The 14,435-nt window shown below is 72.6% G+C and carries 14 protein-coding genes; 4 read left to right on the top strand and 10 right to left on the bottom strand.

Annotation, left to right across the window (positions count from 1 at the left end):
* The first annotated feature begins 78 nt into the window (after positions 1-78).
* Together ABZX40_RS35645 and ABZX40_RS35640 are read left to right on the top strand one after the other, a co-directional pair.
* A complete protein-coding gene (locus tag ABZX40_RS35645; RefSeq protein ID WP_355732594.1) occupies positions 79-1,224 on the top strand; it encodes a sensor histidine kinase in 1,146 nt (381 codons plus the stop codon).
* Complete coding sequence (locus ABZX40_RS35640) at positions 1,221-1,883, top strand: response regulator transcription factor (RefSeq protein WP_355732591.1); 663 nt, start codon at positions 1,221-1,223, stop codon at positions 1,881-1,883. Before ABZX40_RS35645 ends, ABZX40_RS35640 begins: the two co-directional genes overlap by 4 nt.
* Here ABZX40_RS35640 and ABZX40_RS35635 read toward each other — a convergent pair.
* From ABZX40_RS35635 to ABZX40_RS35595, 9 genes are all read right to left on the bottom strand, one after another.
* Positions 1,847-2,677 (bottom strand): DUF817 domain-containing protein, encoded by an 831-nt coding sequence (locus tag ABZX40_RS35635; protein ID WP_355732588.1) that lies wholly within the window; start codon positions 2,675-2,677, stop codon positions 1,847-1,849. The two genes, ABZX40_RS35640 and ABZX40_RS35635, sit on opposite strands and share 37 nt — an antisense overlap.
* A gap of 41 nt (positions 2,678-2,718) precedes the next feature.
* On the bottom strand, positions 2,719-4,131 hold the full coding sequence (locus ABZX40_RS35630) for an FAD-dependent oxidoreductase (RefSeq protein WP_355732585.1): 1,413 nt from the start codon (positions 4,129-4,131) through the stop codon (positions 2,719-2,721).
* Positions 4,132-4,164: 33 nt separating this feature from the next.
* Positions 4,165-5,313, bottom strand: a complete 1,149-nt coding sequence (locus ABZX40_RS35625; RefSeq protein WP_355732583.1) for a Xaa-Pro peptidase family protein — start codon at positions 5,311-5,313, stop codon at positions 4,165-4,167.
* 36 nt (positions 5,314-5,349) lie between these two features.
* A complete protein-coding gene (locus ABZX40_RS35620; RefSeq protein WP_355732580.1) occupies positions 5,350-6,471 on the bottom strand; it encodes a class II histone deacetylase in 1,122 nt (373 codons plus the stop codon).
* A gap of 13 nt (positions 6,472-6,484) precedes the next feature.
* On the bottom strand, positions 6,485-6,898 hold the full coding sequence (locus ABZX40_RS35615) for a cupin domain-containing protein (protein ID WP_355732577.1): 414 nt from the start codon (positions 6,896-6,898) through the stop codon (positions 6,485-6,487).
* 58 nt (positions 6,899-6,956) lie between these two features.
* On the bottom strand, positions 6,957-8,090 hold the full coding sequence (locus ABZX40_RS35610) for an ABC transporter ATP-binding protein (protein WP_355732574.1): 1,134 nt from the start codon (positions 8,088-8,090) through the stop codon (positions 6,957-6,959).
* Position 8,091: 1 nt separating this feature from the next.
* Positions 8,092-8,895, bottom strand: a complete 804-nt coding sequence (locus ABZX40_RS35605) for an ABC transporter permease (protein WP_355732571.1) — start codon at positions 8,893-8,895, stop codon at positions 8,092-8,094.
* Between the two features lie 2 nt (positions 8,896-8,897).
* On the bottom strand, positions 8,898-9,806 hold the full coding sequence (locus tag ABZX40_RS35600) for an ABC transporter permease (RefSeq protein ID WP_355732569.1): 909 nt from the start codon (positions 9,804-9,806) through the stop codon (positions 8,898-8,900).
* 150 nt (positions 9,807-9,956) lie between these two features.
* Complete coding sequence (locus ABZX40_RS35595) at positions 9,957-11,012, bottom strand: ABC transporter substrate-binding protein (RefSeq protein ID WP_355732566.1); 1,056 nt, start codon at positions 11,010-11,012, stop codon at positions 9,957-9,959.
* A 233-nt stretch (positions 11,013-11,245) separates the two neighbouring features.
* Between ABZX40_RS35595 and ABZX40_RS35590 the strand changes: the two genes are divergently transcribed.
* Positions 11,246-11,965 carry a TetR/AcrR family transcriptional regulator gene (locus tag ABZX40_RS35590; RefSeq protein WP_355732564.1) on the top strand — a complete coding sequence of 240 codons (720 nt, stop codon included), beginning with the start codon at positions 11,246-11,248 and terminating at the stop codon, positions 11,963-11,965.
* Positions 11,966-12,086: 121 nt separating this feature from the next.
* The gene (locus tag ABZX40_RS35585) at positions 12,087-13,367 is read left to right on the top strand and encodes an MFS transporter (protein ID WP_355732561.1); all 1,281 of its coding nucleotides are present in this window, start codon (positions 12,087-12,089) and stop codon (positions 13,365-13,367) included.
* A 39-nt stretch (positions 13,368-13,406) separates the two neighbouring features.
* On the opposite strand, the gene ABZX40_RS35580 is transcribed toward ABZX40_RS35585, so the two are convergent.
* Positions 13,407-14,282 (bottom strand): helix-turn-helix transcriptional regulator, encoded by an 876-nt coding sequence (locus ABZX40_RS35580; RefSeq protein WP_355732558.1) that lies wholly within the window; start codon positions 14,280-14,282, stop codon positions 13,407-13,409.
* Positions 14,283-14,435: the final 153 nt, after the last annotated feature.

Below are 14,435 nucleotides of genomic sequence, written 5' to 3'. Positions count from 1 at the left end.
GACTACTGCGCCGGGAGTAGTGCGGGAGTTGTCCCGAGGGCTGACGCCGGGGGCGGCGCGGGCGTCTAGGGTGCGGTCATGAGTGAGCGGCGGGAGCAGCGGATCCGTCCGGCCGATCCGGCCCTGGCGGCCGTCGTCGGCGCCCTGGTGGCGACCACGGCCGCCTTCGACGCCGGTACCACCCCCCTCGACTGGGCGCTGATCGCCGTGGCGAGCGGGGTGCTGGCGCTGTACCGGCCGGCGCCCCGGTTCGTGCTGGCGGTGGCCACGGCGGCGGGCACGGGGTACGTCCTGCACGCCGGGCCGGGGCCGCTGGCCGCGCTGCCGGTGCTGGCCGCCGTGCACATCGCCGCGCGGGCCGGGCACCGGGCGCTGGGGGCTGCGGCGGGCGGGCTGTTCCTCGCCGGGTTCGTGCTGACCGGGCCCGGCGGGCGGGAGATCGCCGAGAAGGCGGCGCTGCTCGCGGGCTGGTTCCTGTGCGCGGTCGTCACCGGGCTCGCCGACCGCAACTGGCAGGCGTATCTGAGGCAGACCGAGCAGCGGGCGCTGGAGGCCGAGCGGACCCGGGAGGAGGCGGCGCTGCGCCGCGCCGGGGAGGAGCGGCTGCGGATCGCCCGCGAACTCCATGACTCGCTCACCCACAGCATCTCCATCGTCAAGCTCCAGGCGGGCGTGGCCGTCCATCTGGCCCGCAAGCGCGGTGAGGAGGTGCCGCCCGCGCTGCTCGCCATCCAGGAGGCCGGGGGCGAGGCCATGCGCGAACTGCGGGCCACCCTGGAGGTGCTGCGCACCGACGAAGCCCCCGGCAGCCCCGCCCTGCTGATCGAGCGGGCCCGCGCGGCCGGGCTGACCGTCGGCCTCGCCGTGACCGGCGCCGAACGCCCGCTGCCCCCGCCCGTCGAGCGCGCCGCCTACCGGATCGTGCAGGAGTGCCTCACCAATGCCGCCCGGCACGCCGGACCCGCCGAGATCCGGGTCCGCCTCGACTACGGCCCCGCCCGCCTCACCGTCCGGGTCGACGACGACGGCGCCGCCGACCCGGACCGTCCGCCCCGGCCCGGCACCGGGCTCACCGGGATGCGCGAGCGGGTCACCGCCCTCGGCGGCACCCTGCTGACCGGGCCGCGCCCCGAGGGCGGCTTCGCGGTCCGCGCCGAACTGCCCCTGGACCCCGGCGAGAGCGCGGGGCGGGGCCGGGCCGCCGATCTGGAGGGCGTCCGGTGATCCGGGTCGCGCTGGTGGACGACCAGGCGCTGATGCGGGCCGGGTTCCGGGCGCTGCTGGAGGCCGAGGACGGTATCGAGGTGGTCGGCGAGGCCGCCGACGGCGAGCAGGGCCTCGCGCTGATCCGGACCACCGTGCCGGACATCGCGCTGGTCGATGTGCAGATGCCGGTGATGACGGGCATCGAGACGACCCGCCTGATCGCCGCCGACCCGGAGCTGACCGCCGTCAGGGTCGTCATCCTCACCAACTACGGGCTCGACGCCTATGTCTTCGACGCGCTGCGCGCCGGGGCCAGCGGGTTTCTGCTCAAGGACACCGAACCCGCCGAACTGCTCCAGGCCATCGAGGTGGTCGCCGGGGGTGAGGCGCTGCTCTCGCCGTCCGTCACCCGCACCCTCATCGGTGAGTTCGTCGCCCGGCCGCCCGACCGGGCCACCGCGCCCGGCCTCGGTCATCTCACCCGCCGCGAACGCGAGGTCACCGCGCTCGCCGCGCGCGGACTGACCAACGAGGAGATCGCCGCCCACATGGTGATCAGCCCCCTCACCGCGAAGACCCACATCAGCCGGGCCATGACCAAGCTGGGCGCCCGCGACCGGGCCCAACTGGTGGTGTTCGCCTATGAGTCGGGGCTCGTCACCGCCCGCGCCACCTGAACCGGCGCGGCCTCCGGCAGCGGGCGCCCGCCCCGGCTCGCCGCCGCGAGTACGAACGTCACACTCACCAGCAGCGCCCACGCCCCGAACTTGGTGACCGCCACCGGCTCCCAGCCGTCCAGCTGGTGCGGATAGCGCCAGGCGCCGCTGTAGGTGGCGAGATTCTCGGCGATCCACAGGAAGAACCCGATCAGGACGAACGCCAGCGCCAGCGGCATCCGCAACTGCCGGGTGCCGACCGTGTAGTGGACGGTGGTGCCGGTCAGCGTGATCAGCAGCAGTGCCGCCAGCGGGCCGCGTGCGTCGGGGAGCCAGTGGTGGGAGAAGAAGTTGAGATAGACGCCCGCCGCCACCACCGCCGTCCACCGGGGCCGGTAGCCCACCAGTTGCAGATCCATCAGCTGCCACGCCCGGCACACATAGCTGCCCAGCGCCGCGTACAGGAAGCCCCCGTACAGCGGCACCCCCGCCAGCTTCAGCACCCCCGGCTCCGGGTAGCTCCACGACCCCTGTGCCACCTTGACGATCTCGAAGGCCAGCCCCACCGCGTGGCACACCGCGATGACCGCCACGTCCCGGGACGTCTCCCAGCCCCGCGCCCAGAACAGCACCGTCAGCCCCACCGCGTAGGCGAGGAGCACGTCGTAGCGGGCCAGCGGGAGGCCGGGCAGGACATCGGAGACGGCGACCCCGAGCAGCAGGGCGATGGCGAAGGCGCAGCAGCGGGTCTGGAGCCAGGCGAACAGCAGCAGATCCCGGACCGCGTCGCGCAGGGCGGTGTGAGATATCGGCACCTACCGCATCCTTCAGCACCGGGGTGCCGGGCGCCGCCCGTTCAGGAGTCGAAGCCCAGCCCGCACCGGTCCAGGGTGCGCAGCCACAGATTGCGGTGGCCGCCGTTGCGGTCGGCGTGGTCCAGGGAGCGCCGGGTCAGCTCCACCCCTGCGTAGCGCGCGGGCTCCGGCGGGAACGGCAGCGGCTTGGTGCGCACCATCCGCAGCCGGGTCCGCTCGGTCTCCCGCCCGGACAGCAGGTCCAGCATCACCTGGCCGCCGAACCGGCTGGCGGCGACCCCGAGCCCGGTGTAGCCGAGGGCGTAGGAGACCCGGCCCCCGAGGGCGGTGCCGTAGAACGCGGTGAAGCGGGTGCAGGTGTCGATGGCGCCGCCCCAGGCGTGGCTGAACCGCACGCCCGCGAGCTGCGGGAACGTGGTGAAGAAGTGCTCCGCGAGCCGGGCGAAGGTCTCCGGGCGCTGGTCGAGTTCGTCGCGCAGCCCGCTGCCGTAGTGGTAGATGGCGTCGTAGCCGCCCCACAGGATGCGGCGGTCGTCGGTGAGGCGGAAGTAGTGGAACTGGTTGCCCAGGTCGGACATGCCCTGCCGGCCGCGCCAGCCGATCGAGTCGAGCTGGGCCTCGGTGAGCGGCTCGGTGGTCAGGACGTAGTCGTAGACCGGGACGGTGTACAGGCGCAGCCGCTTGAGGAGGGACGGGAAGACATTGGTGGCCAGCGCCGTGCGCCGGGCGCCGATCCGGCCGTACGGGGTCTCCAGGAGGACGGCCGGGGTGCCGACGCCCTCCCGCAGCCGCCGCACCGGGGTGTTCTCGTACACCCGGACGCCCGCCTTCACACAGGCGTCGAGCAGGCCCCACACCAGCCGGGCCGGGTCGGTGAGGGCATAGCCCTCGCGGTCGTGGGCGCCCGCGAGGAAGGTGGGGGAGTGGACCTCGGCGCGGATCTCCGCACCGGTCAGGAAGTCGATCTTCCGGCCGTGCGCGGCGGCCAGCCGGCACAGCGCCTTGACCTCCTCCACCTGGTGCGGCTCGGTCGCGGCCCACAGTTTGCCGTCCCGGCGGAAGCCGCAGTCGATGCCGTACCGGGTCAGGGTCTCCTGGATCTCGTCCAGGTTCTCCAGGCCCAGCCGCTCCAGCTCGGCGAGTTCCTCCGGCCAGCGTTCGGCGCCGTTGCCGAGGCCGTGGGTGAGGCTGGAGGAGACGAAGCCGCCGTTGCGGCCGGACGCGGCCCAGCCCGCCGTGCGGGCGTCGACCAGGACGACATCCTGCGACGGGTCGCGCTCCTTGGCGAGCAGCGCGGTCCACAGCCCGGTGAACCCCCCGCCGACCACGGCGAGATCACAGACCGTGTCACCGGTCAGGGCGGGGCGGGGCGCGGGCGCGTCCGGGCTGTCGAGCCAGTGGCTGCGCGGCAGCGCCTCGGCGAGCGCGTCGGCGTAGGGGACGCTCACGGTCACGGGAACAACTCCACTTCGGGTAGGGGGGTGCCGTCAGGCGATGTGCAGGGTGTGCGGGAGCCGGGACATGCTGCGCGCCCCGTCCGGGGTGCAGAGCACGGTGTCGCCCATCTTGATCCCGAACCCTTCGTCGGGCAGATGCAGATTGGGCTCCACGGTGAAGGACATGCCGGGCGCCAGCAGGTGCGGATCGCCCTCGACCAGCGTCATCGGCTCCAGCCACCCGGGCGGATAGGCCACCCCGAGGCTGTACCCGATGCGATGACAGCGACGCCGTACGAGATCCAGCTCGGCCAGCACCGCGTTGCAGGCGTCGTCCGGGGCGGGCGCGGACGCGCCGGGACCGGCGGCGGCGATGGCGGCCTCGGTGGCCCGGCCCACGCACGCGGCGACCTCCCGCACCCGGGGCGTCGGCTCGCCCACCACGGCCGTCCGCATCAGCACCGCGTGGTACCGGTGCACCACCCCCGCGAACTCCACGCACACCACATCGCCGCGCGACAGCGTGCGCCGCGAGGCCATGCCGTGGACCATGGCGCTGCGCTCCCCGGACACCACCATCGGCGGGATCGCCGCGAACTCACTGCCCGCCTCACCCAGCGCCAGACTCGCCACCCCGGCCAGCTCGGTCTCCGAGATCCCTGGCCGTACGGCGGCGAACACCCGCTCCATGGCGTAGTCGGCCATCTCGGCGGCCTGCGTCTGATAGGCGATCTCCGCCGGTGACTTGATCAGCCGCTCCTCCGGCACCAGATCGGTGGCGTCCACCCAGCGCACCTCGGGCAGCAGCGCCCGCAGCCGGTCCCAGTTGCCCGGCAGCAGGGTGAACGCGCCCAGCTCGATCCCGACGGCGGCCTTGTCCAGGCCCCGCTGACGAATCGAGTCGGCGATCACCTCGACGGCGTCCTCGGTGGCGATGTCGTACACCCGGGGGGCGCGCAGCCAGGACAGGGCGTGCACGCCCGGCTCCTCGGTGGTGCGGGTGATGTACTCGGGTTCGCCGTCGCCGGTGTCGATGACCAGGGCCTGCGGCCAGAGGTAGCCGACCGAGCTGACGCCGGTCAGCCAGTGCACGACGTCGGGCATGCTGACGACCAGTCCGTCCAGGCCCTGCGCGGTCATCCGGGCCCGCACCCGGCGCAGCCGGTCGTCGTAGGTGGGCAGGCCGAAGGGGAGTTCCATGGTGACCTCTCGGAAGGGAAGGAGGTGAAGGGGGAGTCAGAAGGCGGTCGGCCAGTGGGGCGCGAGGGCCGTGCGGGTCCGCTCGATCGCGGTGTCACCCCGGTGGATGTCGTCCGGTACGTACGCGATCGGGTCGGCCAGTGAGGCCGGGCGGCCGAGGAGTCCCTCCACGGTGGCGTGCAGACAGTGGGCGGCGTAGCTGCGGGCGTAGCCGCCCTCCTGGGTCAGCACCAGCCGCCCATCGGTCAGTTCACCGGCCAGCTCGCCCAGCAGGGTGCCGAGGCGGTGGAACCCGGCCATGGTGACGTTGTGCCGCCCATTGGCGTCGAAGGCGGAGGCGTCCTGCCCGGAGGCGGCCACGATCAGCCCCGGCCGGAACGCCCGCAGCACCGGCGCCACCACCCGCTCGAAGGCGTCCGCGTACGCCCGGTCCCCGGCCCCGACCGGCAGCGCGACATTGATGTTGTGCCCGAGCCCGGCCCCGCGCCCCAGCTCCTCCGGGCCGCCGGTCTGCGGATGGCTGGCCCCCCAGGCGCCGTGCGCCATGTGCAGGGAGACGGTCAGCACATCGGGGCGGTCGTAGAAGCACTCCTGGGTGCCGTTGCCGTGATGGACGTCCCAGTCCACCACCGCGACCCGCTCGACGCCCCGCTCCCGGGCCCGCTGTGCGGCCAGCGCCGCGTGCCCGAACACGCAGTAGCCGTCGGCCTGTTCCGGCTGGGCGTGATGCCCCGGGGGCCGCACCAGCGCGTACGCCGTCCGGCAGTCCCCGTCCAGGACGGCGTCCACCGCGGCCAGACAGGTCCCGGCGGCGGCGAGCAGCGGCTCCCAGGAGCCGGGCGCGACGGTGGTGGTCGAGGTCAGCCAGTGCCGCCGGGTGCCGCCCCGCTCGGTCAGCTCCCGCACCTGACGTACGTACGACGGGCTGTGGACGGTGGTGAGTTCGGCCTCGGTGGCGAGGCGGCCGGGGCGCCAGACGACGGCGTCGGCGACCGGGCCGCGCTCCAGGACCGCCTTCATATTGCGGATCCGGGGCGCGCTCTCGGGATGGAGTTCGGGCTCGGCGAGCAGCGCGGAGGGGGCGGCCTCCCAGAAGCCGGAGCCGGTGTCGTGGTCGAGGACGCGGGCGTCCCAGAAGACATGGATACGGTCGTTCATACGGGTGCTCCGGTCACTCCTGCGAGGGGGTCATCGAGTAGGTGAAGAAGGCCGGTTCGTCGCCGGTGTTCTCCAGGTGGTAGGTCCAGCCCGGCGCGAGATAGACGCAGTCCTCGGGGCCCAGGTCGAAGTGGCCCTCGTCCCAGGTCAGCCGGAGCTGCCCGCGGATGATGAAGTAGGTCTCCTCGACCGGGCCGTACCAGTGGTCGCCGTCGCCGGTGTCGTCGGCGGAGCGGGACGACCAGACGTTGGTCTTCTCACCGGGGTCCATCCAGGCGGCGCCGAGCATCAGATCGGAGCCGTTGCGGCCCTTGGTGATGGCACGGGCGATCCGCACCCGGGTGACCGCCTCGGCGGCCGGGGTGACGGGGACATCGGAGAGGGCGACGACGCTGGGGGGCACACGGGTGGGGTCGGGGGAGGACATGGGGGCTCCTTGGAGTCGGGAGTGGGGAGTCGGGCGTTCTCGGTGTTCGGGGTTGGTTCTAGGGGCCGACCGGGACCAGGGCGGACCGTTCCACCGCCCAGACCACCCGCGCCGCCGTCCCCGGCACGGCGGGCTGCTCCTGCCCGGCCGGTTCGCGGAGCTGGAGGCGGTGGCCGCCGGGCAGGTCGACGGCGACCCGGCGATGGGCGCCGAAGTAGACGGTCTCGGTGACCGTGCCGTCCAGATGGTGATGGCCGGCCGGCACCGGGGCGCCCGACGCCAGCAGCCGCATCCGCTCCGGGCGGACGACCAGGGCGACCTCCGCGGGTCCCGCCGTCGCGCCGGACGGCACCGGCAGGTCACCGTCCGGGCCGCTCAGCACACCCGGGGTGCGGCAGTGCCCGGTGAACACATTGGACTCGCCGAGGAACCGGGCCACGAACAGTGTCGCCGGAGCCTCGTACAGCTCCTCCGGGGTGCCGACCTGTTCGATGCGGCCCTCGTTGAAGACGGCGATCCGGTCGGAGAGGGCGAGCGCCTCCTCCTGGTCGTGGGTGACGAACACGAAGGTGATGCCGAGGTCCCGGTGCATCCGGGAGATCTCGCCCTGGAGCTGCTCGCGCAGCTTCTTGTCCAGCGCCCCCAGCGGTTCGTCCATCAGCAGCACCCGGGGGTTGAACACCACCGCGCGGGCCAGCGCCACCCGCTGCTGCTGGCCGCCGGAGAGCTGGCGGGGCAGCCGGTCGGCCATGCCGTCGAGCTGGACCATCGTCAGCGCCTCGGCCACCCGCCGCCCGATCTCCGCCTTCGCCACCTTGCGCTGCTCCAGCGGGAAGGCGATGTTGCGGGCCACGGTCAGATGCGGGAAGAGGGCGTAGTGCTGGAAGACCATGCCCAGGTCCCGCCTGTGCGGCGGGAGCGCGGCCACATCGGCGCCGTCGACCGTGATGGCACCCTCGGTCGCGGTGGTGAACCCGGCGATCATGTTGAGGGTGGTGGTCTTGCCGGAGCCGGACGGGCCGAGGAAGGTCATGAACTCCCCGGTCTCGATGTCCAGGGACACCCGGTCGACGGCGGCGCGCGAGCCGTACCGCTTGGTCAGCTCGCGCAGCCGGACGGCGGCGCCGGACGTCGTCGCGGGCCCGCCGGCCGTGGTGGCGCGGCCGGGGACGGTACCGGTGGTGTCGGGCATGTCAGTGCTTCCCCTCGCGCCCGGTGCGGCGCAGCAGTTGCGGCAGCAGGATGAGCGCGGTCGTGGCGACGAGCACGATGCTCGACGCGGCGGCGATCGTCGGATCGGTCTCCACGGTGACGCTGCTGAACATGGTCACCGGGAGGGTGTGCAGGGTCGGGCTCTGGAGATAGAAGGCGATGACCACCTCGTCGAGCGAGGTGACGAAGGCGAACACCGCGCCCGACAGCACCCCCGGCGCGATCAGCGGGGCGGTGATCCGGCGGAAGGTGGTCAGCGGGCTCGCGCCCAGCATGGCGGCGGCCCGGTCCAGCCGGCGGTCGTAGCCGCGCAGACTGGTGGAGACGGCGACCACCACGAACGGCACGGCGAGCGCGGTGTGCGCGACGACGAACCCGATCGCGGTCCCGGCCAGCCCCCAGTTGAGGAAGGCCGCGTACACGGCGATGGCGGCCACGATCTGCGGCACCACCATCGGGGCCATCAGCAGCCCGTTGATCAGCCCCTTGCCGGGGATGCGCCCCCGGTCCAGGGCGAGCGCGGCGAGCGTGCCCAGCACGGTGGCCAGCACGGCGACGGCCAGGGCGATCTGGAGCGAGGTGAGCAGCGAGTCCCGCCACACCGGGTCCGTGAAGAAGGTCCGGTACCACTCCAGGGACCAGTTCTCCGGCGGGAAGGCGAAGCTGCGCCTGCCGGTGAAGGACAGCGGGATGACCACCAGCGTCGGCGCCACCAGCAGCGCGCCCACCAGCGTCGCCCACAGCCGCAGCCCCAGGCCCCCGCGGAACAGGGAGTTGTCGTCCATGGTCAGTCCTCCGCCCTGCCGTGACCGGTCCCGGAGAGCCCCAGCGCCGCGCCCGCCCGGCTCACCCGAGCCACCAGGAGCAGCAGCAGCGCGGTGATGGCGAGCAGCAGCACCGAGAAGGCACCGGCGCCGCCGAAGTCGAGGAGCTTCTCCACCTTGGTGCCGATGACCTGCGCCACCATCGACTCCTTGGGCGAGCCGAGCAGCTTCGGCGTGACATAGAAGCCGAGGGCCAGCACGAACACCAGGGTCGTCCCGGAGATCACCCCGGGCAGTGACAGCGGCAGATAGATCCGCCGGAAACAGGTCACCTTCGACGCGCCCAGCCCCGAGGCCGCGCTCATCAGCCGCCGGTCGATGCCGCTCATCACGCTGTAGAGCGGCAGCACCATATAGGGCAGCAGCACCTGGATCATGCCGATGGCGACGCCGGGCGCGGAGCCGAGCAGCCCGCGCCCGTCCCGCCCGAACAGCGAGCCCAGCATCCCGAGCGGCCCGCCGTCCTGGAGCAGCACGATCCAGGCGAAGTTCCGCGCCATCAGACTCGTCCAGAACGGCAGCAGCACCAACGCCATCAGCACGGCCCGCGCCTTCGGCCCGGTCACCGTCATCAGATACGCGTACGGATACGCCAGCAGCAGTGTGGTCACGGCGACGACCAGCGCCATCACCAGCGTCCGGACGATCACCCGGGCGGTCGTCGGATCGGCCAGCAGCTCCCGGAAGTTCCCGAGCCCCACCTCGGGTTCGGTGAACGCCTGCCGCACGATGTCCACGAGCGGATACCCGAAGAACACGAGCAGCACGAGGAGGGCGGGGAGCAGGAGCAGTGCCGTCCGGTCGATGACCCCTCGCCTCTTGCGCACCGGAGCGCTGGGTGCTCGGGCGGCTCCGGCCAGCAGATCGGTCATGACGGTCTTCCTCATTTCTGAGAAGCGGCGAGAGGGAACGCGGGTCGCTGCGGCGCGGGCATCTTTGGGGGCGCTGGGGGTACCCCCTCTGGGGGAGGAACTGCGCGACCAGCCACACTCAACCCGCACTCGGCAACGGTGAATCCCCCCTCACCCGGTAGCCCACGCAGTCCACTTCTCCGTAGCCGCATCCTGGTTCTCCGCCCACCAGGCCACGTCCTGATAGAACCCCTTCTCCTGGATATCGGCGCGAGCCGTGTTCCACTCCTCCGCCACCGCGTCCAGCTCAGGCTTCGCATCGGAATTGACCGCGGCGTAGGGCTGGTCCTCGGCAAACGCGGACTGCGGACCGGCGCTGGTCGCATACGCGATGAAGTCCATCGCCAGATCCTTGTTCGGCGCCCCCTTCGGCACCATCAGCACGGCGTACGCCAGCATGTTGTCCTCCCACACCGGCGTATAGGCGGAGCCGTTCTTCGCGGCCATGTAGGCGCGGCCCGACCAGACCAGGGCCATATCGGCCTGCTTGGACTCCAGGGCCTGCTGGCTCTGCGCGGAGGTCTCCCAGAAGGCGAGGTCGTCGCCGAGGGTGTCGAGCTTGCCGAAGGCGCGGTCGTAGTCCAGCGGGTAGAGCTGGTCCGGGGTGACCCCGTCGGCGAGCAGCGCGGCCTCCATGGAGCCGCCGGTGGCGAACCCGGGGGCGAGCCGCTTGCCGGGGAACTTCTCGGTGTCGAAGAAGTCGGCGACCGAGGTCGGCGGTGTGTCCTTGTACTTCTCCGGGTCGTAGACCAGCACCAGGGAGTACATCGCGTCCGGCACCGCGCAGTCGCTGACCGTGCCCTCGGGGAACTTGGACTTGTCGATCTTCGTGAAGTCCAGCTTCTCGGCGTACTTCCCGCACGCCCCCACCGGGAAGAAGGGCTCGGTGTCGACGACGTCCCAGGTGACGCGTCCGGCGTCGACCATCGTCTTGATCTTGGCGTAGTCGGTCGGCTGGTCCTCGACCGCCTTGACGCCGGCCTCCTTGGCCCAGGGCTCCAGCCAGGCCGTGGCCTGCGCCTTCTGGTAGCCGCTGCCGTACGAGGTGAAGGTGAGGCTGCCGGAGCCGCTCCCGGTGGAGCCGGAACCGGTGGAGCAGGCGGTCGTGATCAGGGTCAGCGCGGCGGCGAGCGCCGCCGCGCCGAGACAGCGCGAAGGTATCTGCACGGTCGGTCCTCCAGCCGGGAAATGGCGGGGCGGTGTCAGGTGTGCCCCGGACGTCAGGTGATGTCGGGTGACATCGGATGACATCCGGAGATATCCGGAGATATCCAGAGGCATCCGGAGATGTCCGGGGGTGACAACCGCTGAAGTGGCAATATGCGCTTATTATTGCCACCGGCTCGCGCTTGGCAATACCCTCGGGCCAACTCGTTGACACCCCGGGAGGGCACACACACATGGCCGAGGTCGATCTCAAGGACCTGCGCCGCCTCCAACTCATCAGCGCGGCCAGCGAAGTGATCTGCCGCAACGGAGTGGACGGCGCCCGGCTCAAGGACATCGCCGAACAGGCCGGTGTCTCCCTCGGACTGGTCCAGCACTACTTCCGGCGCCGCGAGGAGCTGATCAGCGAGACGATCAGTTCCATGCTGGAGCTGACCCTCGCCACCTGGCGGTCGGTCTCCGAACGCGAACCCGACCCGGTGCGCCGGCTCTTCGCGCTGCTGCGCTTCCAGGTCGCCGGCTGGGCCCCGTTCACCAAGCGCTGGTCGTTCTGGATCGAGTTCTGGTCCGCCGCCAACCGCGACGAGACCCTCCAGACCTACGCCCGCGATGTCTACGAGCGCTGGCAGGAGCCGTTCCGCACGGCCATCGACGGCGGGGTGCGCACCGGCGACTTCAGCACCGCCATCCCCGCCGAGCGGGTCAGCCTCATCCTGATGTCCCTGGCCGACGGCGCCGCCATCCATGTCCTGATGGCCCATGACTCCCTCGACGAGGACGGCATGTTCGACCTGCTCATCGACATGGCCTGCCGCATCCTCGACATCGACACCGAGGTCCGCGACCGCGCCCTCGCCGACCTCCCCCGCATCATCAGCCCGCGCTACCCCGAGGAGCCCGCGCCCGCCGACAGCATCGACTGGTCCCCGCTGATCGAGGCCCGGCCGCGCTGACCGCCGCCCCCGCTTCCCTGTGAGTGCCGGTCACAGGACGAACGCCTGACTGGTTGCCGCCGCACCCCGCGGAAACCATGGGCGGGTCCCGACCACACCCCTGGAAAGCGAGTGATGCAGCGTGAGCGCCAGCGGACGAACGGGTCCGCCCGCCGGGCCGGCGGCCGGACCCGACCAGTCCTCCAAGGAGTCCTTCCCCCGGTGGCGGTACGCCGGGGTCTTCCTGCTCCTCTTCCTCTTCGGCACCGAGACCTTCCTCGTCTCCCCGCTGCTGCCGACCATCGCCGACGACATCGACGTCTCCGAATCGGCCGCCGCCCAGAGCGTCACCGCCTATGTGCTGGCCTACGCCGTCAGCGCGCCCTTCCTCGGGCTGCTCAGCGACCGCTTCGGGCGCCGCCGCACCCTGCTGGCCGGGACCGCGCTGTTCCTGCTCTCCAACGCCGCCGCCGCGCTCTCCGGCTCCCTCGCGCCGCTGATCGTCTCCCGCGCGGTCGCCGGACTCGCCGCCGCCGCGGCGGGCCCCGCCATCTGGGCCCACATCGCCGAGACCGCCCCCGACCGGGTGCGGGGCCGGGCCCTCGGCCTCGGTATGGCCCTGTTTTCCTGCGGCCAGGTCATCGGCGTCCCCCTCGGCGGACTGCTGGCCGGGGTGGCCGGCTGGCGCTCCGCGTTCTGGGCGCTCGCGCTGGGCACCCTGGCCGCCGTCCCGCTGCTGCTGCGGCAGGTCGGCGCCGACCCGGTCGGGGCGGTGGAGGCGGGGAGCGCCCGGGGGGCCGTCGCCTCCGTCGTCGCCGCCTGGCGCCATCCCGCGCTGCGCCGCGCGCTGACCGTCAACACCGTCTTCCACGCCGCGAACCTCGGCGCGTACACCTTCCTCGGGGTGGTCCTCGTCCAGCGGTTCGATCTGTCGGTGACGGCGCTCGGGCTGGTCGGGATCCTGGTCGGCGCGGGCTCGGTCGCCGGATCGCTGCTCGGCGGGCGGCTCGGCGACCGGGACCGGGCCGCAGGCCGCCACCATCTGCCGCTGCTGCCGCTGTGGGGGCTGCTGCTCGCGGCCGGGATCGCCCTGTCCGCGGTCGGCCCCGGCATCGTGCTCGCGCTGCTCGGCGTCACCCTCTGGTTCGTCGCCAGCGGGGGCTTCGTCACCGATCAGCAGACCCTGGCCGGGACCGCCGCCCCCGATCTGCGGGCCACCTCCAGCGCCTGGCTGACCTCCACCATGTACGCCGGGACCGGGCTCGGCGCCTGGGCGGTCGGCGCGTTCGACGACACCGCCCTCGCCACCCTGATCGCCGGGGGCGGGCTCGCCCTGGTGGCCGCCGGGGCGGCCCTCGCGGTGACCGGCGGACTGCGCCGCACCGCCGGGACACGGCCGGCGGGGGAGCCCGCCGTGCCCTGACCGGACCCGGACGGTACCGATGCCGACCGGCGGACGGGTTCAGCCCGCCCGCCGGTCTCCCGTGTCACGGGGCACCGACCGCAGCGGGCGCCGGCACAGCTCCGTCATCCGCTCCCGGTCCGCCTCGGTGAGCGGGGTGAACAGCAGCACCAGCGCCGACGGGTCGTCCACCGGATGGAACGACGACAGGGACAGCGCGGTCGGTTCACCGCCGGGCGGCTCGACGGTCACCGAGCGGGCGGTCAGCTCCGCCACCGAGTGGCAGCCCCACCAGTGGCTCAGCTCCGGCGCGTCCTCGGCGAGACGCTCGTACAGCTCCCCGGTGCGCGGATCGGCCAGCGCGGGACCGGCCTGGGCGCGGAAGTGCTGGAAGATGTTCATGGCCAGCGGCTCCCAGTCGTGCAGCACCGTCCGCAGCCGGGGATCTGCCACCATCAGCCACATCAGATTGCGCCGGTCCGCCGGAACCGCCTCCGGGCTGCCCCACAGCGCCGCCCAGGCCGCGTTCCAGGCCAGCAGATCGAAGTGCCGGTCCAGCAGCACGGCCGGGCTCGACGGCCAGGAGTCCAGCACCGGCCGCACCGTCGCGGCCAGCCCGCCCCCGGCGCCGTCCGGCGTCACCGGCTCGTGGTACCCGGCCAGCCGCATCGCGTGCCGCAGCCCGGCCGCGTCCAGCCTGAGCGCCCGCGCCACCGAGGTGAGCACCTGCCGCGAGGCGGTCACCCGGCCCTGCTCCAGCCAGGTGTACCAGGCCAGTCCGACCCCCGACAGCGACGCCACCTCCTCCCGGCGCAGCCCCGGGGTACGCCGCCGGGGCGTCGCGGTCAGCCCCACATCGGCCGGTTTCAGCAGCTCGCGGTGGGCCCGCAGAAAGGCCCCGAGTTCCTGGCTGGGTCCGGGCGTTGTGGTGGACATGGACGGGCTCCTCGACGTACGGGGGACGGGGGGAAGGGGGACGGGACGTGAGAAGTGGGGGGGGGGGGGCGGGGCCGCCCGGGGAAAGGAGCAAAAAAATAAAAAAAATCATAAATATTTAATTAAGTATATGGCTTGAAGTTTGTTGGGGGT

The sequence above is a fragment of the Streptomyces sp. NPDC004610 genome (assembly GCF_040609715.1).
GTDB lineage: Bacteria > Actinomycetota > Actinomycetes > Streptomycetales > Streptomycetaceae > Streptomyces.
This window is presented reverse-complemented; position numbering and strand designations above follow the sequence as displayed.